Origin of the sequence: Curtobacterium poinsettiae (assembly GCF_025677645.1) — a bacterium.
Classification (GTDB): Bacteria; Actinomycetota; Actinomycetes; order Actinomycetales; family Microbacteriaceae; genus Curtobacterium; species Curtobacterium poinsettiae_A.
On record NZ_CP106879.1, the window covers coordinates 1,722,718 to 1,745,224 of the forward strand.

25 protein-coding genes are annotated in these 22,507 nt (G+C 72.0%); 17 read left to right on the plus strand and 8 right to left on the minus strand.

Annotated elements, in window-relative coordinates; all coding sequences use genetic code 11:
* Positions 1–59: 59 nt before the first annotated feature.
* The 3 genes from OE229_RS08355 to OE229_RS08365 are packed head-to-tail and all read right to left on the minus strand — an operon-like array spanning position 60 to position 2,544.
* The gene (locus tag OE229_RS08355) at positions 60–329 is read right to left on the minus strand and encodes a protealysin inhibitor emfourin (RefSeq protein ID WP_182066713.1); all 270 of its coding nucleotides are present in this window, start codon (positions 327–329) and stop codon (positions 60–62) included.
* Positions 330–358: 29 nt separating this feature from the next.
* The gene (locus OE229_RS08360) at positions 359–1,408 is read right to left on the minus strand and encodes a M4 family metallopeptidase (RefSeq protein ID WP_259581091.1); all 1,050 of its coding nucleotides are present in this window, start codon (positions 1,406–1,408) and stop codon (positions 359–361) included.
* Between the two features lie 59 nt (positions 1,409–1,467).
* Positions 1,468–2,544 (minus strand): glycoside hydrolase family 6 protein, encoded by a 1,077-nt coding sequence (locus OE229_RS08365; protein WP_262137396.1) that lies wholly within the window; start codon positions 2,542–2,544, stop codon positions 1,468–1,470.
* Between the two features lie 184 nt (positions 2,545–2,728).
* On the opposite strand from OE229_RS08365, the gene OE229_RS08370 reads away from it, so the two are divergent.
* The 8 genes from OE229_RS08370 (at position 2,729) to OE229_RS08405 (ending at position 7,935) form a co-directional block, all read left to right on the plus strand.
* Entirely contained in the window at positions 2,729–3,178 is a 450-nt protein-coding gene (locus OE229_RS08370) for a VanZ family protein (RefSeq protein WP_084741173.1), read from the plus strand.
* A 100-nt stretch (positions 3,179–3,278) separates the two neighbouring features.
* Positions 3,279–3,548: a 30S ribosomal protein S15 gene (rpsO, locus tag OE229_RS08375; protein WP_017885935.1), complete on the plus strand. Its 270-nt coding sequence runs from the start codon at positions 3,279–3,281 to the stop codon at positions 3,546–3,548.
* Positions 3,549–3,703: 155 nt separating this feature from the next.
* Positions 3,704–4,321: a CE1759 family FMN reductase gene (locus OE229_RS08380; RefSeq protein ID WP_262137398.1), complete on the plus strand. Its 618-nt coding sequence runs from the start codon at positions 3,704–3,706 to the stop codon at positions 4,319–4,321.
* Positions 4,322–4,462: 141 nt separating this feature from the next.
* Positions 4,463–4,819, plus strand: coding sequence for a hypothetical protein (locus tag OE229_RS08385; RefSeq protein WP_262137399.1), 357 nt, complete (start codon positions 4,463–4,465; stop codon positions 4,817–4,819).
* On the plus strand, positions 4,816–5,802 hold the full coding sequence (locus OE229_RS08390) for an FAD:protein FMN transferase (RefSeq protein WP_262137401.1): 987 nt from the start codon (positions 4,816–4,818) through the stop codon (positions 5,800–5,802). Before OE229_RS08385 ends, OE229_RS08390 begins: the two co-directional genes overlap by 4 nt.
* Positions 5,802–6,359, plus strand: a complete 558-nt coding sequence (locus tag OE229_RS08395; RefSeq protein WP_262137403.1) for a ferric reductase-like transmembrane domain-containing protein — start codon at positions 5,802–5,804, stop codon at positions 6,357–6,359. Before OE229_RS08390 ends, OE229_RS08395 begins: the two co-directional genes overlap by 1 nt.
* Positions 6,356–7,651 carry an NADH-ubiquinone oxidoreductase-F iron-sulfur binding region domain-containing protein gene (locus OE229_RS08400; protein ID WP_262137404.1) on the plus strand — a complete coding sequence of 432 codons (1,296 nt, stop codon included), beginning with the start codon at positions 6,356–6,358 and terminating at the stop codon, positions 7,649–7,651. The genes OE229_RS08395 and OE229_RS08400 overlap by 4 nt, the downstream gene beginning before the upstream one ends.
* Positions 7,648–7,935 (plus strand): ferredoxin, encoded by a 288-nt coding sequence (locus OE229_RS08405; RefSeq protein WP_262137405.1) that lies wholly within the window; start codon positions 7,648–7,650, stop codon positions 7,933–7,935. Before OE229_RS08400 ends, OE229_RS08405 begins: the two co-directional genes overlap by 4 nt.
* A 34-nt stretch (positions 7,936–7,969) precedes the next feature.
* Here the strand turns inward: OE229_RS08405 and OE229_RS08410 are convergent, their stop codons facing one another.
* A complete protein-coding gene (locus OE229_RS08410) occupies positions 7,970–9,187 on the minus strand; it encodes a coiled-coil domain-containing protein (RefSeq protein ID WP_262137407.1) in 1,218 nt (405 codons plus the stop codon).
* A 281-nt stretch (positions 9,188–9,468) separates the two neighbouring features.
* Between OE229_RS08410 and OE229_RS08415 the strand changes: the two genes are divergently transcribed.
* The gene (locus OE229_RS08415) at positions 9,469–11,763 is read left to right on the plus strand and encodes a polyribonucleotide nucleotidyltransferase (RefSeq protein ID WP_209133385.1); all 2,295 of its coding nucleotides are present in this window, start codon (positions 9,469–9,471) and stop codon (positions 11,761–11,763) included.
* Positions 11,764–11,857: 94 nt separating this feature from the next.
* Here OE229_RS08415 and OE229_RS08420 read toward each other — a convergent pair whose 3' ends face one another.
* Positions 11,858–12,385 (minus strand): YbhB/YbcL family Raf kinase inhibitor-like protein, encoded by a 528-nt coding sequence (locus OE229_RS08420; RefSeq protein ID WP_209133383.1) that lies wholly within the window; start codon positions 12,383–12,385, stop codon positions 11,858–11,860.
* Positions 12,386–12,664: 279 nt separating this feature from the next.
* Positions 12,665–13,312 carry a TetR/AcrR family transcriptional regulator gene (locus OE229_RS08425; RefSeq protein ID WP_262137409.1) on the minus strand — a complete coding sequence of 216 codons (648 nt, stop codon included), beginning with the start codon at positions 13,310–13,312 and terminating at the stop codon, positions 12,665–12,667.
* A gap of 251 nt (positions 13,313–13,563) precedes the next feature.
* Here OE229_RS08425 and OE229_RS08430 point away from each other — a divergent pair, with 251 nt between their 5' ends.
* On the plus strand, positions 13,564–14,898 hold the full coding sequence (locus OE229_RS08430) for a M16 family metallopeptidase (protein ID WP_262137411.1): 1,335 nt from the start codon (positions 13,564–13,566) through the stop codon (positions 14,896–14,898).
* 8 nt (positions 14,899–14,906) lie between these two features.
* A complete protein-coding gene (locus OE229_RS08435) occupies positions 14,907–15,509 on the plus strand; it encodes a histidine phosphatase family protein (protein ID WP_027464756.1) in 603 nt (200 codons plus the stop codon).
* A gap of 50 nt (positions 15,510–15,559) precedes the next feature.
* On the opposite strand, the gene OE229_RS08440 is transcribed toward OE229_RS08435, so the two are convergent.
* The gene (locus OE229_RS08440; protein ID WP_262137412.1) at positions 15,560–16,051 is read right to left on the minus strand and encodes a GNAT family N-acetyltransferase; all 492 of its coding nucleotides are present in this window, start codon (positions 16,049–16,051) and stop codon (positions 15,560–15,562) included.
* Positions 16,052–16,074: 23 nt separating this feature from the next.
* Between OE229_RS08440 and OE229_RS08445 the strand changes: the two genes are divergently transcribed.
* Together OE229_RS08445 and OE229_RS08450 are read left to right on the plus strand one after the other, a co-directional pair.
* Positions 16,075–16,821, plus strand: coding sequence for a 4-hydroxy-tetrahydrodipicolinate reductase (locus tag OE229_RS08445; protein WP_262137414.1), 747 nt, complete (start codon positions 16,075–16,077; stop codon positions 16,819–16,821).
* A gap of 15 nt (positions 16,822–16,836) precedes the next feature.
* Positions 16,837–17,301, plus strand: coding sequence for a tetratricopeptide repeat protein (locus OE229_RS08450; RefSeq protein WP_017885925.1), 465 nt, complete (start codon positions 16,837–16,839; stop codon positions 17,299–17,301).
* A 19-nt stretch (positions 17,302–17,320) separates the two neighbouring features.
* Here OE229_RS08450 and OE229_RS08455 read toward each other — a convergent pair whose 3' ends face one another.
* Positions 17,321–18,235 (minus strand): TIGR01777 family oxidoreductase, encoded by a 915-nt coding sequence (locus tag OE229_RS08455; protein ID WP_263345244.1) that lies wholly within the window; start codon positions 18,233–18,235, stop codon positions 17,321–17,323.
* Between the two features lie 38 nt (positions 18,236–18,273).
* On the opposite strand from OE229_RS08455, the gene OE229_RS08460 reads away from it, so the two are divergent.
* From OE229_RS08460 to OE229_RS08475, 4 genes are all read left to right on the plus strand, one after another.
* On the plus strand, positions 18,274–19,104 hold the full coding sequence (locus OE229_RS08460; RefSeq protein WP_262137415.1) for a thymidylate synthase: 831 nt from the start codon (positions 18,274–18,276) through the stop codon (positions 19,102–19,104).
* Positions 19,104–19,604, plus strand: a complete 501-nt coding sequence (locus tag OE229_RS08465; RefSeq protein WP_262137417.1) for a dihydrofolate reductase — start codon at positions 19,104–19,106, stop codon at positions 19,602–19,604. Before OE229_RS08460 ends, OE229_RS08465 begins: the two co-directional genes overlap by 1 nt.
* A 125-nt stretch (positions 19,605–19,729) precedes the next feature.
* Positions 19,730–20,707 (plus strand): 4-hydroxy-tetrahydrodipicolinate synthase, encoded by a 978-nt coding sequence (gene dapA / locus OE229_RS08470; protein WP_182066693.1) that lies wholly within the window; start codon positions 19,730–19,732, stop codon positions 20,705–20,707.
* Positions 20,708–20,756: 49 nt separating this feature from the next.
* Positions 20,757–22,433 carry a ribonuclease J gene (locus OE229_RS08475; RefSeq protein ID WP_262137418.1) on the plus strand — a complete coding sequence of 559 codons (1,677 nt, stop codon included), beginning with the start codon at positions 20,757–20,759 and terminating at the stop codon, positions 22,431–22,433.
* Positions 22,434–22,507 lie beyond the last annotated feature (74 nt).

The window sequence follows — 22,507 nt, forward strand, 5'->3', positions numbered from 1 at the left end:
GTGGCGTCACCGCGGGGCGGACGGGAGGCCCGGTGCGCGCCCGCCACGGGCCTCCCGGCTCAGGTCGGGTCGCCCTCGGACCGCACCCGCGCGACCAGGTCCGCCCACGGCCCATCGAGGCGGCGACCCGGGATCGTCACGGTGGTGCGTTCGACGGTGATCGTCCAGCTGAAGTCGTCGGGGACGGGCGCTGCCGTCGGCGCCGGGGTGCGCTGCAGCGCGTCGAGGACGTCGGACCACGCCGTGGGGTCGCTGCTCGTGTCGGTGTCGACCCGCCAGCGCCGTGTGGTGCCGGCGAAGCCCCCGGAGCGGCGGACCTCGATGCGCATGCCCTCGACGCTACGCCCGGGTGGCGCGATCAGTCGAGCACGCCCACCCGCTGCCAGGCCTGACGGACCGCGGTCTGCTCGGCGGATCCGTCCCCGAATCGTCGCCCGGCCGCGTCGACGGTGACGGTCGCGAAGCCCGCGAAGTCGATCGAGGCGGTCACCTCGGGCGACGTCAGGGCGTCCCACCACACGGCGCCGGCGCCCAGCCACGCGGGGCCGCCGATGGCCGTGGCGGCCAGGAAGAAGGCGTGGTTCGGGATGCCGGAGTTCGTGTGGACCCCGCCGGCGTCGTCGGTGGTGACGACGAAGCCGGCCATGGTCGCCGGCTGCGGGTCCTTCCCGAGCACCGGGTCGTCGTACGCGGTGCCGGGAGCCCGCATCGACCGCAGCGCGTCGCCCTGCACGGCGTCGGTGAACAGCCCCTCGCCGATGAGCCAGCTCGCCTGCTCCGCCGTCTGACCGGCGGCGTACTGGGCGACCAGGGAGCCGAAGACGTCGCTGATCGACTCGTTGAGGGCGCCCGACTGGCCCTGGTAGGTCAGGTCGGCGGTGTACTGCGTGACGCCGTGCGCGAGCTCGTGGCCGATGACGTCGAGCGCGACGGTGAAGCGGCGGAAGACCTCGTCGTCACCGTCGCCGAACACCATCCGGCTGCCGTCCCAGTAGGCGTTGTCGTACTCCTGGCCGTAGTGCACGGTCGCGTCGAGGGGGAGGCCGGCGCCGTCGATCGACACCCGGTCGAACACCTGGAGCCAGAAGGCGTGCGTGGCGCCGAGGCCCGCGTAGGCCTCGTCGACCGCGGCGTCGCCGGAGTCGGCGTCGCCCTCGCGACGGACGACGGTGCCGGGCAGCGTCGTGGTGCCGTGCGCGTCGGTGATCGTCCGCTGCGGGGAGCGGTCCACGGCACCGCTGACGCCGCGCGGTGCGACCAGGTGCTCGTGCTTCGGCGCCTGCACGGCGTCGAGCGAGGCCAGCGCGGTGCGTGCCGCGGAGGCCGCCCGAGGGAACGCCTGGGCATCGGCGACGGCGCGGAGCAGGTAGGGCGGGACGACGGAGCGGATGCGGTCGGTCGCGGTCATGCGGACATGCAACCACCGGGCACCGACACGGCCCCGCGTGGGCTGTCGGCCGGCGGTCGTCAGTCGCGCTTGCGGTGCTCGACGAGGGCCAGCGCGTACGACTCCCACCACTGGCCGGCCGCGGGGCCGCCGTTGCAGGTGCCGTCGCTGAGCCCGGGTGTCTTCACCCAGAGCAGCGCGTCGAGCCGGGTGGTGCCGCCGGTGACGTGCGGCTCCTGGCCGAGGCCGGCGCCCTCGGGGTTGCACCAGGTTCCCCGCCACCCCTGCCCGTTGCGGGAGACGTCGATGACGAAGTGCGGGTCGCCGCCGATCGCGTCGGCGAGCTCGTCGGCGTACGCGCGCTCCTGGTCGACGCGGTAGAAGTTCGAGACGTTCGTGAAGAACCCCTGCACCTCGTCGACGCCGGCCTGCCGCAGCCAGTCCGCCATGGTGGCGGTCGGCACACGGTTCTCGTTGCCGCCGTCCAGGTACACGGTGAGCCCGTGGCCGGTCAGCGCGTCGACGGCCTTCCGCAGCAGGGGCAGGCGTTCGTCGCGCAGCCGCTCGCAGTTCTGGATCTGGGCGATCGAGTCGGGTTCGACGAGCACGACGGCGTGCGAACCGGCCATCGCTCGGACGGCGGAACGGACCCACGGCAGGTAGGCGTCGTCCTCGGTGCCGCCCTTCGAGTAGCTGCCGCAGTCGCGGTCCGGGATGTTGTAGAGGACGAACACGGGGGTGGCGCCGCGTTCTTCGGCCGTGCCGACCACCGACCGGATCGTCGAGCGGGTCTCGGCCCGCGAGGTGTTCGTCAGCCAGGTCGCGATCGGCTGGTCCGCGATCACGGCGATCTGCTCGGCGGTCCGGGTGTCACCGTCGGCTCGGGCCTGGCGCTCGCGGATGCCGGCCTGGTTCACCGCGGTCGGCTGGCGCGCGAGCCCGCCCGGGAACGCCTCGGCCACGGACTTCCGCTCGGCGACGGGACGCCCGCTCGGGGTGCCCTCGCCGTCCGGCCGGCCGCCGTTCCACGGGCCGACGACGACGAGCGTCGTGACGACCGCGGCGACGACGACGGCCCCAGCGGCGATCCACCCCCACTGCCGCAGGCCGCTCGCGCGGGGACGGCGTCCGGTGCTGGGTGCCTCGTGCTCCGGCATGCTGCGGTGCTCCTGATCTGCCCGTGCGGTGTCGGGGGGGTGCGGACGCCGAGCGCGCCCGGACCCATGCTGACAGGTGCGGGGGAGTCCTGACCAGGGCCGGTCCGTGATCACCCAGGCGTCGTGCCGGTGGCTGACAGGAGCGCTCCAGCGACCGCGCAGGACCGTGCAGCACACTGTGCGGATGTTCCGTCGACTCCTCCTCCTCGCCCTGACCGCGGGCTACGCCTGGGTGATCTGGCGGATGACGCTGACCCCGCAGGTCTTCACCTCGGCCCAGAACTCGCTCGTGCTGCACGCGATCGCCTGGGTGCAGCAGCTGCCGCACGGAGCCTGGTTCACGTACGAGCGCACCGAGTTCCTCGCGAACATCGCGATGTTCGTGCCCGTGGGGATGCTCGCTGCGCTGTGGCTGCCCCGGCGCTGGTGGATCCTCGGCGCGCTCGTCGCGGTCGCGCTGTCCACTGGCATCGAGTTCGCGCAGGCCACCTACCTGCCGTACCGGGTCGCGGACCCGCGCGACGTGCTGTCGAACGGCCTCGGTGGACTGCTCGGTGCGACGCTGGTCGGACTCGTCCGCAGTTTGCTGCCGGAGCGTCGCCGCCGACGCCGTCTGCACCCCAGGACCGCCTAGGACTCTGGTAGTCTTGTGCGGTTGCCGTCGAACGGCCGCGGACAAAGAGCGCTCGTGCATCAGGCACGGGCACCGCGCAACGGACAGGAAGGGGATCACCATGGCACTTGACGCACAGGTCAAGCAGGAGATCATCGAAGAGTACGCGACCCACCCGGGCGACACCGGATCCCCCGAGGTCCAGGTCGCCGTTCTGACGCGTCGTATCAACGACCTGAACGAGCACCTCAAGGAGCACAAGCACGACCACCACTCGCGTCGTGGCCTGCTCCTCATGGTCGGTCAGCGTCGCCGTCTCCTCGGCTACCTCTCCGACGTCGACATCGCCCGCTACCGCACGCTCATCGAGCGCCTCGGCCTGCGTCGCTAGTCGACCGACACACGCTTGACCGAACGCCCCGGACCTCCTCGTGAGGACCGGGGCGTTCTTCGTTCCAGGTGCGGGCCGTGGGGACGGGAATGGTTGCGAGCAGAACCGGGTTGGATGCTATGTTCATGCAAACGCATCGAAAGTCGGGAAGCATCATGACCACCATCGCCGTCGTCTCCGCCGGGCTCTCCGAGCCCAGCTCCACCCGCCTGCTCGCCGACCGTCTGGGGGAGGCCGCCGTGGCGTCGCTCGTCGCCGAGGGCACCCCGGCACACGTCGTGCACGTCGAGCTCCGGCCGCTCGCGCACGAGATCACCGACGCGATGCTCACCGGTTTCGCTGCCCCGGCGCTCTCCGCAGCGATGGCCGCCGTGGTCGAGGCAGACGCCGTCGTGTTCGTCACGCCGATCTTCACCGCCGGCGTCAGCGGACTGGCCAAGTCGTTCCTGGACGTGCTCGACAAGGACTCGATGGCCGACATGCCCGTCCTGCTCGGTGCCACCGGCGGGACCTCGCGGCACTCCCTCGCGATCGACCACGCCGTACGGCCGGTCTTCGCGTACCTGCGCGCAGCGATCGTGCCCACCGGGGTCTTCGCCGCGACCGACGACTGGGGGACCGACGGTGACGCGGCCGCCCTGGACGGTCGCATCCGCCGGGCCGGAGCCGACCTGGCCTGGGCGATCCGGGCCTCCAGGCGGGCGCCGCGGGAAGCCGACGCGCTCCCCGCGACCCCGGACTTCGCGAGCCTGCTCGGCGACCTCGGCCACTGACCCGGGGGCTCGTCGCCGCCGCCGTCGCCGGGGGCGCGTGCTCTTAGGCGGACCACAGGGTTCGTACGGTCGGTGCGCGGCGGGTGCGCGGCTCGCTCATCGGTGCCCTCGGGAACCTCGTCATGACGACGAGGAGGACCGATGGACACCAGAGGCAGCGGCAGGCGATCCGCACGGATCACGAGTGCACTCGTCAGCACGGGCGGGCTCGTGGTGGCGATGGTCACCGGTGCGGGGCTCTGGCTCGGGCACGAGCAGGCGAGCACGAGCAGTGACACGAGTACGAGCAGCTCCAGCAGCAGTGAGTCCAGCAGCAGCGCCGACACGAGCACGAACACCGACTCGTCGAGCCAGCCGACCGACCCCGCGACCGATTCGACGACCGACTCCGGAACGACCGACTCCGGTACGACGGACTCGGACACGACCGACTCGGACACCGGCGTCTCGCAGGGCACCACCGGCGGGACCTCCGACACCACGACGACGGGGTCGTGACCGTGCGCGCCACCACCGAGTGGGACCTCTGGACCACGACCGCCCGGGTCGTCCTCGACCACCGGGACCGTCGGCACCTCGCCGCCGCGGAGTCCTGCGTCCGGCGGGTCACCTCCGCCGTCGACGCCGCGTGCAGCCGATTCCGCGACGACTCCGAACTCACCGCACGCGCCGACGATCTGGTGCGTGGCACCGAGGTGTCGCCGCTCCTCGCCGCACTCGTGCACCAGGCGCTCGACGCAGCGCGGCTCTCCGACGGCGACGTCGATCCGACCCTCGGGCGCCGGATGGTGTCCCTCGGGTACGACGCTGCCTTCGCCGACGCCCGGCCGGTCCAGTCGCCCGAGGCCCTGTCGCGTGCACTCGACGACCGTCCGGCGTGGCAGCGCATCCTGCTGTCGGGCACGTTCCTGCGCATCCCCGAGGGCGTCACGCTCGACCTCGGTGCCACGGCGAAGGCCGCTGCCGCCGACATGGCTGCGGCGAGCATCACCGCGCGGCTCGGCATCGGTGCGCTGGTGTCGCTCGGCGGCGACGTCGCGACCGCCGGCCCGGATCCGTCCGGCGGCTGGCAGGTGCGGGTGCAGGACCTCGAGGGTGACCCGGTCGACCACGTCCGGATCGCCTCGGGGTGGTCCGTCGCGACCTCGAGCACGCAGAAGCGCCGCTGGGAGCAGGAGGGCACCACCCGGCACCACATCCTCGACCCACGGTGGGGTCTGCCCGCCGAGCCGGTCTGGCGCACGGTGACCGTCGTCGCCCCGTCGTGCACCACCGCCAACACGATGACGACCGCCGCCGTCGTGCGCGGTCGCACCGCCGCCGAGTGGCTCCGGCGGAGCGGACGCGCCGCCCGGCTCGTCGCCGCCGACGGCACGGTCGTGCGGCTCGGCGGCTGGCCCGACGACCAGGGCACGGACGACCAGCACGCCGACGAGCAGCCCGACGAGCGGCCCGACGACGACCGATCGGCGGTCGCCTGATGGACACCGCGCTCTGGGTGGTCGGCCGGGGCACCGGCGTCACCGCCGTCCTGCTCCTCACCCTCACCGTGCTCCTCGGCATCGTCACCAGGGGTGGACGACCGCTGCCCGGACTGCCCCGGTTCGCCGTGCAGCTCGTGCACCGGGACGTCGCCCTCGCCGCCACCGTGTTCGTCGCGGTGCACGTGGGGTCGCTGCTGCTCGACACCGAGGCCGAGCTCCGCCCGCTCGACACGGTCGTGCCGTTCGTCGGCGCGTACCGGTGGTTCTGGCTGGGGCTCGGCACCCTGGCCGTCGACCTGCTCGTCGTGCTCGTCGTCACCGCACTGCTCCGTCGTGCGATCGGCCCGCGGGTCTTCCGCGCCGTGCACCGGGCGGCCTACGCCATGTGGCCGATCGCCCTGGCCCACGCGGTCGGCACGGGGACCGACGGCACCTCCGTGTGGTTCCTCGTGCTCGCCGGCGGCTGCACCGCGGCCGTCGTCGCCGCCGTCGTCTGGCGCTGCACCGCCCGTGTCACCGAGTTCCGTTCCGCGAAGCTGGAGGTCGTCCGATGACCCTGACCCACCCCCGCACCGTCGTCCCGCCCACGGGCACCCGACGGCTCCTGGCCGCACCCGGTCCGGCGCGCATCGACCACGAGGACGCCTTCGGCCCGATGCCGCAACTCGGCCCGTGGGTGGTCGACGAACTCGGACGCGCCGGCGTCGACGGTCGCGGCGGAGCCGGTTTCCCGCTCGCCCGGAAGCTCGCCGCAGTGACCGCCCGCGGCCGCCGTCGGGGCCGGGGTGCGCCCCTCGTGGTCGCGAACGGCGCCGAGGGGGAACCCGCCAGCCGCAAGGACGCCGTCCTGCTCGAGCGCGCACCGCACCTGGTGCTCGACGGCATCGTCGTCGCGGCCGCCGCGATCGGGGCGTCCGAGGCCGTCCTCGCCACCAGCGACCGACTCGCCGGTCCTGTCCGTCGGGCCTTGGCGGAACGCGCCGACCGCGGCGCCGGCCCGGTCCCGATCAGCGTGCGGGTCCTGCCCCACGCGTCCTTCGTCTCCGGGGAGGCCAGCGCCCTCGCGTCGGCCGTCGCCGGTGGGCGGGGTCTGCCCGAGGACCGCGTGGTGCGGCTCGCCGAACGGGGGCCGAGCGGGCGACCGACCCTGGTGTCGAACGTCGAGACCCTGGCCCAGGCGGCACTCGTCGTGCGCTTCGGTGCGGCGTGGGCGCGGGGCGTCGGCAGCACGAGTGCACCAGGCACCCGGCTCGTCACGGTGAGCGACGTGACGGACCCGACCACCGCGGTGGTGCTGGAGACCGCCGGGGGTGCGCCGCTCGGGGAACTGCTGCGGGCCTCCCGGCTGCCGGTGACCGATCCGGCGCACGCACGCGCCGTGCTGGTCGGCGGATGGGGCGGGACGTGGCTGCCCGCCGCGGCCCTGGACGCGTCGTTCGACCCCGAGGGGCTGGCTCGGTGGGGTGCGGTGCCCGGGGTCGGCGTGCTCGCCGTGCTCGATGACCGGACCTGCCCGATCGCGGTGACGGCACGGCTGGCGACGGCGCTCGCCGGAGCGTCGGCCGGACGGTGCGGACCGTGCGTGAACGGGCTGCCGCGGATCGCCGACGTCGTCGGGGACCTGGCGTCGGGACGAGCCGGCGTCGGGAGCGTCGCCTCCGGGCGAGCAGCCGGGGACCTGGCGGGCGAGGTGCGTCGGGTCGCCGCGCTGGTCGACGGTCGAGGGGCGTGTCACCACCCGGACGGGGTGGCGCGGATGGTGCGGAGCGCACTCGACGTGTTCCACGACGACGTGCAGGCGCACCTCGGCGGCGGGTGCCTGCTGCAGCGCGGGGGTGCGCGGTGAGCGGGGGTGCGGCCGCGGGCGACGTCTCGCTGCACGTCGACTGGACGCGCTGTCGGGGCCGGGGACTCTGCACCGAACTGTTCGCCGAACGGCTCGAGCGCGACGAGTGGGGCTACCCGATCGCCCGGGCCGGCGGTCCCGGTGCCCGCGCCGGCAGCCCGGGCGACCCCGGTGCCTCCGGCGCCGGCACCCGCGACGTCCCGGTCCGTCCGCACGAGCGGGCCGCTGCGGCCGACGCCGTCGCGATGTGCCCCCTGCAGGCGCTCAGACTGGTGGAGCGGTGAGCGGCCGGAGACCGGCGCCCGGCCGGCCCGGCGCTCAGTACCAGTGGGGGTTGACGCTCATCTCGTGGCCCCACGCCGCGCAGGGTGAGCCGTAGGCGCTCTTGATGTACGCGAGCCCCCAGTCGATCTGCGTGTTCGCGTTGGTGCGCCAGTCGGCTCCGGCGACCGCCATCTTCTCGGCCGGCAGCGACTGCGGGATGCCGTAGGCGCCGCTCGAGGCGTTCAGGGCGTTCGCCCGCCACCCGGACTCCTGCGTCCAGAGCGACACCAGGCACGAGAACTGGTCGGAGCCCCACCCGTACGACCCGAGCGCGCTCCGTGCGTAGGCCTGTGCGGCTGCGGGGTCCACGGCGACGCCCCCGGTGCTCGGGTAGGACGAGCCGGTGCCGCCGCTCGTGGCACCGCCGCTGGAGGCGCTGCTGCCGGCGTTCGCCGCGGCTGCGTTCGCCGCCGCCTCGGCCGCCGCCGCTGCGGCCCGCTTGCGCTGCTGCTCCGCCTTCTGCGCGGCGACCCGCTGGCCGAGCTCGTACCCGGCCTCCTGCTTCGCGGTGCTGTCCTTGAGCGACGCGAGCTGTGCGTACAGCTCGTCGCTGTGCTGCTCCGTCGACTCGACGGCGGCGTCCGCCGCCTGTTCCGCCGACTTCGCCGCGGCCGAGCGTTCCTCGGCCGCCTGCGCGCGCGTCGCGCGCTCCGTCTCGGCCCGCTCGGCCTGCTCGTGCAGCGACGACGCCGTGCCGGCCGCGACGGACGCCTCGTCCATGACGCCGGACCAGGTCTCCGACAGCTGGTCGAGGGCGCCGAGCTGGTACAGCAGCTGGTCCGGGTCCTTCGCGGTCGCGATCCGGGTCGTCATCTGGTTCGTGCTGCCGTCGCGGTACAGGTTCGCGGCCAGTTGGCCGGCCCGCTGCTGGGCCCGGTCCGCCGTCTCGCTCGCGTGCTGCGCCTGGGCCTGGAGGCTCGTGGCGGCCTGGGTGGCCGACGCCAACTCCGCCTCGGCGGCGTCCGCCTTCGACGAGGCCACCAGGGCGGCCTGCGACTTCGCGGCCGCTTCGTCCTGCGCCGACTGCAGTGCCGCCTGCACCTTCTGCACCTCGGCGCGCTTCGCGGTCTCGTTGCCCTTGGCGCGTTGGACGTCCTGCCACGTGGGGTACTCGGTGGCGTTCGCGGGGGCAGCGGTCAGGGCCGGGGCGACGAGCGCGCCGACGACCACGGCGGCCGCGACGAGCACGCCCCGCGAGGGGGTGAGGCGCATGCCGGCAGGCTACCGATGTTCACCAGGAGTCCTGCGAGCCGCGCCGCTGACAGCCTGTGGACTGGTAAAGTCCATCGTGTCCGAGGACTCATTCCCCGGACGTCACACACAACACTGCGCAGGCCGGGCACGGAGCTGGTCATCGGTGGTGGCTCGCGGGCCGGAACGGTTTCCCGAGTGCTTCTACTGCTGGCCAGACATGCGTCCGGAACGATCGGCGCGCACGCACCATCGAGTGCCGTCGCCACGGCCTGCCGAACACACATCAAGGAGGCGCCCTTTTGGAGGGTCCCGAGATCAAGTTCGCCGAAGCCGTCATCGACAACGGCAAGTACGGCAAGCGCACCGTCCGGTTCGAGACCGGTCGGCTCGCGCAGCAGGCCCAGGGCGCGGTCGCCGCGTACCTGGACGAGGAAACGATGCTCCTCTCGGCCACCAGCGCCGGCAAGCACCCGCGTGAAGGATTCGACTTCTTCCCGCTGACCGTCGACGTCGAGGAGCGTTCCTACGCCGCCGGCAAGATCCCCGGTTCGTTCTTCCGTCGCGAAGGCCGCCCGTCGACCGAGGCCATCCTCGTCTGCCGTCTGATCGACCGGCCGCTGCGTCCGTCCTTCGTCGACGGCCTCCGCAACGAGGTGCAGATCGTCATCACCGTCCTGAGCATCGCTCCGGACGAGTTCTACGACGCGCTGGCGATCAACGCCGCGTCCGCGTCGACGCAGATCTCCGGTCTGCCGTTCTCCGGCCCGATCGCCGGTGTGCGCCTCGCGCTCATCCCGGGGTCCAACGGCACCGACCAGTGGGTCGCGTTCCCGAAGGCCTCGCAGCTCGCCGATGCCGTGTTCGACCTGACCGTCGCCGGTCGTGTCGTCACCGACGAAGCGGGCAACGAGGACGTCGCGATCATGATGGTCGAGGCGGAAGCCACCGAGCACGCCTGGGACCTCATCCAGGGCGGCGCCACCAAGCCCGACGAGGCCATCGTCGCCCAGGGTCTCGAGGCGGCGAAGCCGTTCCTCAAGGTCCTCGTCGAGGCGCAGGCCAAGATGGCGGCGCAGTCGGCCAAGGAGATCCAGGACTACCCGGTCTTCCCGCCGTACGCGCCCGAGGTCTACGACGCCGTCGAGGCCATCGCGCTCGACGAGCTCAAGGACGTCTACCAGATCGCCGGCAAGCTCGAGCGTCAGGACAAGGACGACGCCCTGAAGGCTCGCGTGAAGGAGGCCATCGCGGCCAAGGTCGAGGCCGGCGAGCTGCCGGAGAGCGCCAACGGCCAGGTCAGCGGTGCGTACAAGTCGGTCACGAAGAAGGTCGTCCGCGGTCGCATCCTGACCGAGCAGGTCCGCATGGACGGCCGCGGCCTCGCCGACATCCGTCCGCTCGACGCCGAGGTCGCCGTGATCCCGCGCGTCCACGGTTCGGCGATCTTCCAGCGCGGCGAGACGCAGATCCTCGGCGTCACCACGCTGAACATGCTCAAGATGGAGCAGCAGATCGACTCGCTGTCGCCCGTCACGAAGAAGCGCTACCTGCACCACTACAACTTCCCGCCCTACTCGACCGGTGAGACCGGCCGCGTGGGTTCGCCGAAGCGTCGCGAGATCGGGCACGGCTTCCTCGCCGAGCGCGCCCTCGTTCCGGTGCTGCCGTCGCGCGACGAGTTCCCCTACGCGATCCGTCAGGTCTCCGAGGCCCTCGGCTCGAACGGCTCCACGTCGATGGGTTCCGTCTGCGCCTCGACCCTCTCGCTGCTCAACGCCGGTGTGCCCCTCAAGGCCCCGGTCGCGGGCATCGCGATGGGCCTCGTCTCCGACACCGTCGACGGCCAGACCCGCTACGCGGCGCTGACCGACATCCTCGGTGCCGAGGACGCCCTCGGCGACATGGACTTCAAGGTCGCCGGCACCTCGGACTTCGTCACGGCCATCCAGCTGGACACGAAGCTCGACGGCATCCCCTCGTCCGTCCTCGACGCCGCGCTCAAGCAGGCCAAGGAGGCCCGCTCGGCCATCCTCGGTGTACTGAACGAGGCCATCGACGCCCCCGACGAGATGGCGGACACCGCTCCTCGCGTCATCTCGGTGCAGATCCCCGTCGACAAGATCGGCGAGCTGATCGGCCCGAAGGGCAAGACGATCAACGGCATCCAGGACACCACCGGTGCCGACATCTCGATCGAGGACAACGGCACCGTCTACATCGGCGCCGTCGACGGTCCGTCGGCCGAGGCCGCTCGTGCCCAGGTCAACGCGATCGCGAACCCGACCAACCCGGAGATCGGGGACCAGTTCCTCGGCACCGTCGTGAAGATCGCCACCTTCGGCGCCTTCGTGTCGTTGCTCCCGGGCCGCGACGGTCTGCTCCACGTCTCCGAGGTCCGCAAGCTCGCCGGTGGCAAGCGTGTGGAGAACGTCGAAGACGTGCTCGGCGTCGGTCAGAAGGTCCTCGTCGAGGTCACCAAGGTGGACGACCGCGGCAAGCTGTCGCTCGCGCCGGTCGTGACCGACGAGACCGAGGGTGACTCCACCTCGGCCGAGACGGTCCGCGCCCACGCCGAGGACCCGGCCGAGGGCTGATCCTCTCCGCGTCCTGACGCACGAACGGCCGCCGTCCCTTCCGGGGCGGCGGCCGTTCGGCGTTGCGGGGGCGTGCGTGGGTGCCTCGTGCCGGTCAGGCCGCGGGGGTCTCCTGCGTGCCCATGAGCTGCGCGCGCCCGAGCAGGTGCCCGCGGAGCATGAAGCCCACGACCGCGGGGGTCGCGTCGGCGGGGACCTCGAGCACGGGGACGTCGAGGGCGCTCAGCGTGAAGAAGTAGCGGTGCACACCGTGGCCCGCGGGCGGAGCGGCTCCGAGGAACGTGTCCGTCCCGAACTCGTTGCGGCGGCGGAGCGCCTCGGCGGGCAGCAGGGCATCGTCGGTGCCGGCGCCTGCGGGGAGCGAGGTCGTCGAGCCCGGAATGTCGGTCAGGCTCCAGTGCCAGAAGCCGGAACCGGTCGGGGCATCGGGGTCGTAGACGGTCAGGACGAAGCTCTTCGTGCCCTCGGGTGCGTCCGACCACTCGAGTGCGGGGGAGCGGTCCTCGCCGCCGACGTCGGAGCCGCGTGCCGAGGTGGGCAGCTCGCCTCCGTCGGTGAAGTCGGGGCTCGTCAGGGTGAAGGACGGGACGTCGGGCAGGTTCCAGTTGGGGTCGTTGGCCATGCCCCAAGCCAACACCCGCCGGCTCGGGCCGCGCTCGGTGCGCGCTCGGGGCTGTGGGGGTTCGCACACGACGGTCTGGAGGCACGGTACGGGCCCGCCACGGGCCTCCCGTCCGCCTGCGGTCGCCTCGACCGCCCCGCGGAAGCGACAGATCCGCGTCGCGAGGGCGCGTCGGTGCCGCGACGGCGACAGGATGCCGCGAACTGTTCGCGGTGATCTGTCGCTCCCGCGAGGGTGACAGCCGAACGCGACAGCAACAGCGACAGCGACGAGGCGGCGTCAGCCCGCGAGCACCCGGTCGACCACGCGGTTGAGCGCAGCCGTGGCGGCGATCGCGTCACCGGCGTACGCGCCGGCCATCGCACCGTCGCGCGCGAGCATGAGCTCGTCGGCACCGTCGCCGGGAAGGGGGTGTCCGGCCTCCTGCAGCAGGGTCGCGAGTCGCTCGGTGTACCAGTCGCGGTGCACGGCGACGACCTGGCGGACCGGGTCGCGCGGGTCGTGGTACTCGGCGGCGGCGTGCAGGAACGCGCAGCCGCGGAAGGCGGGGTCGTTGACGTCGTCGGCCAGTGCGGCGACCCACGCACGGACGGCCCGCTCGGGGGAGCCGGCGTCGGCGATGAGATGCTCCATCCGCTCCTGCGCACGCTCGTGCTGGGTGCGGATGTAGGCCAGGATCAGGTTGTCCTTCGACCCGTAGTGCTTGTAGAACGTCGCCTTCGTGACGCTCGCCTCGGAGATGAGACGGTCGACGCCGACGCTTTGGATGCCCTCTTCGTAGAAGAGTCGCGTGGCGGTCTCGAGGACACGGACCTTCGCGCCGCCGGAGCGGGGAGTCGGGGGGACGCTCGACCCGTCCGGCGACGCGAGGTTCGTGCTCGGGCCGGGGAGACGCTGGACGGCCGGTTGGGGGGAATCGACCGTCACAGCGTGTACTCCTCGGACTCATCGGCTCCGCGACCGGAGTGGGGGGACTCGGTGGTCGCGCAGGACTGATGTCCCGAGCCGCCGGATCGGAACTTAGGGGGGCTTTCGATCCGGCGTGGCCAACAGTAGCACAAGGAGGACAGACAGACGAGTCGGTCTGTCCACATTTCTTGTACCCCACTTCGAGTGGCACGCGTCCCGGACCGGGAAACTGGGCGGCGGGCATCGCCGGATCAGTAGGCTCGTCTGCGATGAACCAGCCAGTGCCACTGCCGCTCGGGGCCCCGGACACGTCGTTCCTGACGTCCGGCGGGGCCTTCGTCCGTCGCACCGTGCTGCCCTCGGGTGTCCGTGTGCTGACCGAGGCGGTGCCGGGTGCCGCGTCGACGAGCATCGGGTTCTGGGTCGGCGTCGGTTCGCGCGACGAGCGCGACGGGCAGTTCGGGTCGACCCACTTCCTCGAACACCTGCTCTTCAAGGGCACCGAGACCCGGTCGGCGCTCGACATCGCCATCGCGTTCGACTCGGTCGGCGGTGAGCACAACGCTGCGACCGCCAAGGAGTACACCTGCTACTACGCACGGGTCCGGGACACCGACGTCCCGATGGCCGTGAACGTCATCGGTGACATGGTCACCGGTTCGGTGCTCGAACCGGACGCCTTCGCCGTCGAGCGCGGGGTCATCCTCGAAGAGCTCGCGATGGCCGCCGACGACCCGGCCGACGTCGCGGGCGAGGCGTTCTTCGCCGCGGCCTTCGGCGGGCACCCCCTCGGCCGTCCGATCGGCGGCACCCCGGACAGCATCCGTGCGGTCCAGCGCGACGAGGTGCTGGCCCACTACCGAGAGCACTACGCGCCGAACGGCATCGTCGTCACCGCCGCCGGTGCCGTCGACCACGACCGGTTCTGCGAGCTCGTCGCCGGCGTCTTCGACGACGCCCCCGACGCCGAGCCGCTGCCGCGCCGCACCCCCGAGACCGTCGCCGACCCGGTCGAGGCGAAGCTGACCGTGGTGCACCGCCCGACCGAGCAGGTCAGCATGCTCCGCGGCTCGCAGGGCCTCGACCTGCGCGACGACCGCCGTCCCTCGCTCAGTGTCCTGAACGCCGTGCTCGGTGGGGGCATGAGTTCGCGGCTGTTCCAGGAGGTGCGTGAGCGCCGCGGTCTGGCCTACGCGGTGTCGTCGTTCGCCCCCGCGTACCTGGACAACGGTGCCTTCGGTGTCTACGCGGGCTGCGCCCCGGACAACGTCGCGGGTGTCATCGACATCATCGACGCCGAGTTCCGCCGGATGGTCGACCACGGCATCACCGACGACGAGCTCCGACGTGCCAAGGGCCAGATCGAGGGGGCGCTGACGCTCTCGCTCGAGGACTCCGACGCCCGCATGACCCGGCTCGGCCGTTCCGAGCTCGGCACCGGCGAGTACACCGACTTGTCCACGGCGCTCGAGCGTGTCGACGGTGTCACGACCGGCGGGGTGCTCGAACTCGCGCGCGACCTGCTCACCCGGCCGACGATCACCTCGGTGGTCGGTGCCGTGCAGCAGGACGAGCACGCCGCGGCGACCGGGATCGGCAGCTGAGCACGGACATGTCGCACTACCTGTACCTCGTCCGGCACGGCGAACACCAGGACGCCGAACACGGCCTGCGGGACGGCAAGCTCTCCGAACGCGGCAAGCGTCAGGCGACCCTGATCGCGGACCGTCTCGGCGGCGTGCCCTTCGACGGCGTGTACCACTCGCCGCTCGAGGCCCCGAGCGAGACCGCCGCGTTCCTGTCGCAGCGCCTGCCGTCGATCCAGCCCGAGCCCTCGACACTGCTGTTCGACTGCATCCCGTCGGGCCCGACCCCGGACATGCCGCACGCCTACCAGGGCTGGTACGGCGGCATCACCGAAGAGGAGATCGTCGCCGGGCAGGCCCAGATGGGCGACGCCGTGTCGGAGTGGTTCACCCCGGCGCGGGAGGACCGGCACGACCTGCTGATCACCCACAACGCGGTGATCGGCTGGTTCGTGCGCGAGGCGTTCCAGGCCCCCGAGTGGCGGTGGATGGGCACCAACGTCGCGCACACCGCCCTCACGATCATCCGGATCCGCTCGGCGAAGCCCGCCGAGGTGGTCACGCTGAACGACCTGGCCCACCTTCCGGTGGAGCTGCGCACCGGTCTGCCGGTCGACCAGCCGGTCTAGCGGCTGCCCGTCCTGTCGTGCGACGGCGCGGCCGGGAGGCCCGTGGCGGCTCAGACGATCGGCTTGCGGTACCAGGCGGTCGCGTTCGGGTTCTCGTTGAACGGCTCGACCCGCTGGTACCCGCGGCCGCGGTACATCGCGCCGGCCGCCACCAGCGAGTCGTTCGTGTCGAGGACGATGCTCGTCGCACCGAGGCCGGCGCCGGCCCGCTCGAGCAGGTCCATCACGGCCGTCGCGACGCCCTGGCCGCGCCCGGGTGGCGCCACGAAGACGTGCTTGACCTCGAACCGGACGTCGACGGCACCGGACGTGTCGACCCCGTCCGCGATCCGGCGGAGGCCGCCACAGCCGACCGCGACGCCGTCGTCGTACGCCACCGCGAACACCCCGTTCGGCGGCGTGAACTCGGCCGCGGGGGTGCGCTTCCGCGAGTACGTGCCCTGCGCGCTCGGGAACGTCGCCTCGCGCTCGTCCAGGTACGCGTCGAGCAGCGCGTCGACCTCGGGCAGATCGGCCGGCACGATCCTGACCTCGACTGACATGCGTCGATCCTAGGATGGACCGCATGGTCACTCCCGTCGCCGTCGTCGGCGCCACCGGTCGTCTCGGGGGCCTCGTCGCGTCCGTCGTCGAGGAACTCCCGGAGTTCGAGCTCGTCGCCCGTCTGTCGTCGAAGGACGACGCGCACGAGGCGCCGCCGTCGGTCTTCGGCGGCGCGGCCCTGGTGGTCGACGTGACGGTGCCGTCGCTCAGCCCGGCGATCGTGGAGAACGCGCTGTCGAGCGGCGCGAACGTGCTCGTCGGCACCTCCGGCTGGTCGCTCGACCGGCTCGCGAAGCTCCGCACCGCGCTGCAGGAACGTCCGGACCAGGGGGTGCTCGTGGTCCCGAACTTCTCGATCGGCTCCGTGCTCGGCACCCACCTGGCGACGATCGCGGCTCCGTGGTTCCCCGCCGCCGAGATCGTCGAGACCCACCACGCCGGCAAGATCGACTCGCCCTCGGGCACCGCGGTGCGCACCGCCGAGCTGATGGCCGACGCCCGGCGCGAGGTCGGTCCCGTCGACGCCCCGCACGTCGACCAGCGCGCCCGCGGCCAGCAGGTCGCCAGCGTGCCCGTCCACTCGCTCCGCCTGCCCGGGGTGAAGGCCGTGCAGGACGTCGTGCTGAGCGGCCCCGGCGAGACGCTGACGATCCGACACGACACCAACGACGACGTCGCCTACGTCGCGGGCATCCGTGCGGCGCTGGCGGACGTGGTGTCGGCGCGGGGCCTCACCGTGGGCCTCGGCAGCGTCCTCGGCATCGGCTGAGGCATCATGAGTCGGATGGAGCGGGCCGGACGCACGATCCGCTCGCCGTTCTGGGGCGCGGCGCTCATGGCGGTGCTGCTCGCCCTGTACATCGTGCTGGTCGGCCAGCGCGCCGTCGCCTTCATCGCGACCGGCATCCCGATCGGCATCGGCATCGGTGTCGCATTGTTCGTCGTCGCCGCGATCGGAGCGCTCCTGCTCGTGCTGGAGTTCCGCTTCGGCATCCGCATCACCCGGCTCGGCGCGCGGCTCGAGGCCGAGGGCGGCACCCCGGACGACGTCGTCCCGGTGCGGCCGTCGGGCCGGCCGATCCGCGATGCCGCCGACGAGCTGTTCCCGCGGTACCGCGACGCGGTCGAGCAGGACCCGGCCGACTGGCGTGCCTGGTACCGGCTCGGCGTGGTCTACGACGCCGCCGGTGACCGCAAGCGTGCACGATCGGCGATGCGCACCGCCCTGGCGCGCGCCGCCGACCGCTGACCCCGGGGCCGGCGTCGGATCAGAAGACGGCGTCGATCGCGTCCGCGGCCTGCGTGTACCGGAACGTGTAGCCGGACTCGAGCAGCTTCGTGGGGACCATCCGCTGGCTCGACAGGAGCATGTCGTCGGCGGCGTCCCGCAGTGCCAGGCGCAGGGCGAACTCGGGGATCCGAAAGAGGTACGGGCGGTGCAGGACCTCGGCGACGTGCTTCGTGATGCGGTCGGCGACGACGGGCTCAGGGCCCGCCAGGTTCACCGGCCCGGAGACGTCGGGCGCCGCGGTCGCCAGGTGCACGATCGCGCCCACCTCGTCCTCGAGCGCGATCCACGGCCAGTGCTGGCCACCGGTGCCCAGCCGGCTGCCGACGCCGAGCTTCGTCAGCGGGACGAGCGGCGCGAGTGCACCGCCGCCCTTGCCGATGACGATGCCGGTGCGGAGCGTGACGACGCGGACCCCGGCGGGAGCGGCGTTCGCGGCGGCTTCCCACGCGGTGCAGACGTCGGCGAGGAACCCCGTGCCCGGGGCGGCGTCGTCCTGCAGCACGTCGGCCGGGCGGTCGCCGTACACGCCCGAGGCCGAGCCCGACAGGAACAGCGCCGGGGGAGTGGCGGCGTGCCGCATCGCCTCGACCAGGGTGTCGGTGGCGTCGATGCGCGAGCTGCGGATCTCCCCGCGGTAGGCGTCCGTCCACGGCAGCTTGCCGATGTTCGCGCCCGCCAGGTTGATCACCACGTCGGCTCCGTCGAGGATCGCCGGGTCGAGCGGACGCCGCCCCGGCGCCCAGCGGAACTCGGTCGCGGTGCGCGCTTCGCGGCGGACGAGCGTGGTGACGTGGTGCCCCGCCGCGCGCAGGGCGCGGACGAGGGGCGTTCCGATGAACCCGGACGAGCCGGCCACCAGGATCGAGAGCGGTTGTTCCGTCGTGTCGGGCATGCCCGCAACGCTACTCACACCGACGTAGGCTTCTGTGTGTGACCGACAGCGAGACCGTACAGCCCGACGCCTCCGTCCCGACCCCTTACGAAGACCTGCTCCGCCGGGTCCTGACCAAGGGAACGCCGAAGGGCGACCGCACCGGCACCGGCACCCGCAGCCTGTTCGGCGCGCAGCTCCGCTACGACCTGTCGAAGGGGTTCCCCCTCGTCAGCACGAAGCGCGTGCACTTCAAGTCGGTCGCGTACGAGCTCCTCTGGTTCCTCCGCGGCGAGGGCAACGCCACCTGGCTGCAGGAGCACGGTGTCCGGATCTGGAACGAGTGGGCGGACGCCGACGGCGACCTCGGTCCGGTGTACGGCGTGCAGTGGCGTTCGTGGCCCACCCCCTCGGGTGAGCACGTCGACCAGATCGCCCAGGTCATCGACCAGATCAGGACGAACCCGGACAGCCGCCGGCTCATCGTCTCGGCGTGGAACGTCGCCGACGTGCCGGACATGGCGCTCGCCCCGTGCCACGCGTTCTTCCAGTTCTACGTCAACGACGGCAAGCTCTCGTGCCAGCTCTACCAGCGGAGCGCCGACATGTTCCTCGGCGTCCCGTTCAACATCGCCTCGTACGCGCTGCTGACCCACATGATCGCGGCGCAGACCGGGCTCGAGGTCGGCGACTTCGTCTGGACCGGCGGCGACTGCCACATCTACGACAACCACGTCGAACAGGTCGAGGAGCAGCTGTCCCGCACGGCGTACCCGATGCCGACGCTCGAACTCGCTGCGCGCGACTCGATCGACGACTACGAGTACGAGGACTTCACCGTCGTCGGCTACGAGCACCACCCGGCGATCAAGGCCGCGGTCGCCGTCTGATGATCGGCATGGTCTGGGCCCGTTCGACCACCGGTGTCATCGGTGCCGACGGCGGCATGCCCTGGCACGTGCCCGAAGATCTGGCGCACTTCAAGCAGGTCACCGGCGACGCGACCGTGCTGATGGGCCGGCGCACCTGGGAGTCCCTGCCCGAGCGCTTCCGGCCGCTGCCCGGTCGGCGCAACGTCGTGCTCACCCGCGACACGACGTGGACCGCCGACGGCGCCGAGGCCGTGCACGACCTGCAGGCCGCGCTCGAGGGTGCCGACGGCGCCGACGAGACCGTGTGGGTGATCGGGGGCGGTCAGGTCTACGCCGCCGCACTCGACGCGGCCGACCACGTCTCCGAGACCCTCATCGACGTCGACGTGCCCGGCGACACCGTCGCACCGGTGCTCGGCGAGGCGGCCGGCTGGAAGCTCACCGACGAGGGCCCGTGGCAGGAATCCCGGAACGGCGGCACCCGCTACCGGTTCCTGGAGTGGCAGCGCCGCGCCTGAGCGCGCGCACGGGCCGGGCGTGACCGGCGTGACGGACGTGATCCGGGCCTCCCGGTCGCGCCGCAGGCGGTCCACCGTCCACACGGACGGCGGTCCTCGCGCGCATCCCCGGTACGCTGGTGCCCGTGTCCCCGCGTGAGAATCCCTTCGGTCAGGTCCTCGTCGCCCTCGTGACCCCGTTCACGGCCGACGGCGAGGTCGACTGGCCCGGCGTCGAGCAGCACATCGACGACTGCATCACCGCCGGCGCCGACGGCATCGTCGTCACCGGCACGACCGGCGAGACGTCGACGCTGACCGACCCGGAGAAGCTCCGTCTGGTCGAGGTCGGCAAGTCCGTCGCGGCCGGCCGCGCGAAGATCATCACGGGCGGTGGCTCGAACGAGACCGCACACGCGATCCACCTGTACAAGCAGAGCGAGCAGGCCGGCGCGGACGGCGTGATGATCGTCACGCCGTACTACAACAAGCCGACGCAGTCGGGTGTCCTCACCCACTTCCGGATGATCGCGGACGCCACCGACCTGCCGGTGATCCTGTACGACATCCCGGGCCGCACCGGCATCCCGATCACGTACGACACGATCCTGCGTGCGTCGAAGCACCCGAACATCCTCGCCGTGAAGGACGCCAAGGGCGACTTCGCCGAGGTCTCGCGGGTGCTGAACAACACCGACCTCATGTACTTCTCCGGCGACGACACGAACGTGCTCCCGCACCTGTCGATCGGCGCCACCGGCCTGATCGGCGTGACCGCGAACATCACGAGCGCGCCGTACCGCACCATCGTCGACGCCGTGAACCGGGGCGACCTGGCCACCGCGACGGCCGAGCACAAGCGACTCGAGCCGCTCGTCCGCGCCGTGATGACGCACGTTCCCGGTACCGTGGCCGCGAAGTACATCCTGCACGGGCTCGGCCGCATCGGCAGTCCGCGCGTCCGACTGCCGCTCGTCGGCCCGGAGGACTCCGAGGCGTACGCCATCGAGACCTCCCTCGAAGCCGTGCGCGACGTGCCCGGCGCCGACTTCTCGAACTTCCGCCCCGACCGCAACGCGGCGGCCGGCGGTGCACTACCGAAGGTGCCAGGCACCACCCGCTAGCGAACACCGCGGCGCGCAGCACGCGCGTCGCCCGAATCCGTAGGACCGAATGCCCACACAAGTCTCCGAACCGCAGCCGCTCGAAGCCGGCACCCTCCGCGTCGTCCCCATCGGGGGCCTCGGCGAGATCGGTCGCAACATGACCGTCTACGAGTACGAGGGCAAGCTGCTCATCGTCGACGCCGGCGTGCTGTTCCCCGAGGAGCACCAGCCCGGTGTCGACCTGATCCTGCCGGACTTCTCGCCGATCCGTGACCGCCTCGACGACGTCCTCGGTGTCGTGCTCACGCACGGCCACGAGGACCACATCGGCGCCGTCCCGTACCTGCTCAAGCTCCGCGACGACATCCCGCTGATCGGCTCCACGCTGACCCTCGCGCTCGTCGAGGCGAAGCTCAAGGAACACCGGACCAAGCCGTACACGCTCGTCGTGGCCGAGGACCAGACCGAGCAGATCGGCCCGTTCCACCTCGAGTTCGTCGCCGTGAACCACTCCATCCCGGACGCCCTGGCCGTCGCGATCACGACCCCCGCCGGTCGTGTGCTGCACACGGGTGACTTCAAGATGGACCAGCTCCCGCTGGACGACCGCATCACCGACCTCCGTGCGTTCGCCCGTCTGGGCGAGGCCGGCGTGGACCTGTTCCTGCCGGACTCCACGAACGCCGACGTGCCGGGCTTCACCGCTCCGGAGCGCGACATCGGCCCGGTGCTCGAGAACATCATCATGCGCGCCCGCAAGAAGGTCGTCGTCGCGAGCTTCTCGTCGCACGTGCACCGCGTGCAGCAGGTCCTCGACGCCGCCGCGGCAGCGAACCGCAAGGTCGCGTTCATGGGGCGCTCGATGATCCGCAACATGACGATCGCCGCCGACCTCGGGTACCTGCGGGTGCCGGAGAACGTGCTCATCGACACGAAGAAGGCGAAGAACGTCCCCGACGACCAGATCGTCTACATGTCGACCGGGTCGCAGGGCGAGCCGATGGCCGTCCTGGCGCGCATGGCGAACCTCGAGCACCAGATCGAGATCGGCGAGGGCGACACCGTCATCCTCGCGTCGTCGCTCATCCCGGGCAACGAGAACGCCGTGTACCGCGTCATCGACGGGCTGACCAAGCTCGGCGCGAAGGTCGTGCACAAGGGCAACGCGAAGGTGCACGTCTCCGGACACGCTTCTGCCGGCGAGCTGCTCTACTGCTACAACATCCTGCGGCCGCGCAACGTGCTCCCCGTCCACGGCGAGCACCGCCACCTGTACGCGAACGCCGACCTGGCGATCCAGACGGGTGTCCCGCCGCGCAACGTGATCCTCGGGCAGGACGGCATCGTCGTCGACCTGAAGGACGGCGTCGCGACGGTCGCCGGCCAGCTCGACATCGGCTACGTCTACGTCGACGGCTCCACCGTCGGCGAGATCACCGACGCGGACCTGAAGGACCGCCGCGTCCTGTCGGAAGAGGGCTTCATCTCGATCTTCTGTGCGGTGGACTTCACCACCGGGCAGTGCGTGATCGGTCCGGAGATCCAGTCGCGCGGCTTCGCCGAGGACGACTCCGTGTTCGACGACGTCCGCCCGCAGATCGCCAAGGCGATCTCCGAGGCCGCCGCCAACGGCACGCGCGACTCGCACGCCTTCGCGCAGGTCGTCCGTCGCACGGTCGGTCGCTGGGTGAACACGAAGCACCGTCGTCGTCCGATGATCGTCCCGGTGGTCATCGAGGCGTAGCGCCCGTTCACGGGCACGCTCGCGTTCGCGTCCGTCCGGCCCGGGAGGCCCGTCCAGCGTCCGTCACGGACGCT

What these genes read in the sequence shown, in the direction of transcription:
- OE229_RS08355 (WP_182066713.1), bottom strand. Translation starts at nt 329, where the DNA reads ATGCGCATCGAGGTCCGCCGCTCCGGGGGCTTCGCCGGCACCACACGG.
- OE229_RS08360 (WP_259581091.1), bottom strand. Translation starts at nt 1,408, where the DNA reads ATGACCGCGACCGACCGCATCCGCTCCGTCGTCCCGCCCTACCTGCTC.
- OE229_RS08365 (WP_262137396.1), bottom strand. Translation starts at nt 2,544, where the DNA reads ATGCCGGAGCACGAGGCACCCAGCACCGGACGCCGTCCCCGCGCGAGC.
- OE229_RS08370 (WP_084741173.1), top strand. Translation starts at nt 2,729, where the DNA reads ATGTTCCGTCGACTCCTCCTCCTCGCCCTGACCGCGGGCTACGCCTGG.
- rpsO (WP_017885935.1), top strand. Translation starts at nt 3,279, where the DNA reads ATGGCACTTGACGCACAGGTCAAGCAGGAGATCATCGAAGAGTACGCG.
- OE229_RS08380 (WP_262137398.1), top strand. Translation starts at nt 3,704, where the DNA reads ATGACCACCATCGCCGTCGTCTCCGCCGGGCTCTCCGAGCCCAGCTCC.
- OE229_RS08385 (WP_262137399.1), top strand. Translation starts at nt 4,463, where the DNA reads ATGGACACCAGAGGCAGCGGCAGGCGATCCGCACGGATCACGAGTGCA.
- OE229_RS08395 (WP_262137403.1), top strand. Translation starts at nt 5,802, where the DNA reads ATGGACACCGCGCTCTGGGTGGTCGGCCGGGGCACCGGCGTCACCGCC.
- OE229_RS08400 (WP_262137404.1), top strand. Translation starts at nt 6,356, where the DNA reads ATGACCCTGACCCACCCCCGCACCGTCGTCCCGCCCACGGGCACCCGA.
- OE229_RS08410 (WP_262137407.1), bottom strand. Translation starts at nt 9,187, where the DNA reads ATGCGCCTCACCCCCTCGCGGGGCGTGCTCGTCGCGGCCGCCGTGGTC.
- OE229_RS08420 (WP_209133383.1), bottom strand. Translation starts at nt 12,385, where the DNA reads ATGGCCAACGACCCCAACTGGAACCTGCCCGACGTCCCGTCCTTCACC.
- OE229_RS08430 (WP_262137411.1), top strand. Translation starts at nt 13,564, where the DNA reads ATGAACCAGCCAGTGCCACTGCCGCTCGGGGCCCCGGACACGTCGTTC.
- OE229_RS08435 (WP_027464756.1), top strand. Translation starts at nt 14,907, where the DNA reads ATGTCGCACTACCTGTACCTCGTCCGGCACGGCGAACACCAGGACGCC.
- OE229_RS08440 (WP_262137412.1), bottom strand. Translation starts at nt 16,051, where the DNA reads ATGTCAGTCGAGGTCAGGATCGTGCCGGCCGATCTGCCCGAGGTCGAC.
- OE229_RS08445 (WP_262137414.1), top strand. Translation starts at nt 16,075, where the DNA reads ATGGTCACTCCCGTCGCCGTCGTCGGCGCCACCGGTCGTCTCGGGGGC.
- OE229_RS08450 (WP_017885925.1), top strand. Translation starts at nt 16,837, where the DNA reads ATGGAGCGGGCCGGACGCACGATCCGCTCGCCGTTCTGGGGCGCGGCG.
- OE229_RS08455 (WP_263345244.1), bottom strand. Translation starts at nt 18,235, where the DNA reads ATGCCCGACACGACGGAACAACCGCTCTCGATCCTGGTGGCCGGCTCG.
- OE229_RS08465 (WP_262137417.1), top strand. Translation starts at nt 19,104, where the DNA reads ATGATCGGCATGGTCTGGGCCCGTTCGACCACCGGTGTCATCGGTGCC.
- OE229_RS08475 (WP_262137418.1), top strand. Translation starts at nt 20,757, where the DNA reads ATGCCCACACAAGTCTCCGAACCGCAGCCGCTCGAAGCCGGCACCCTC.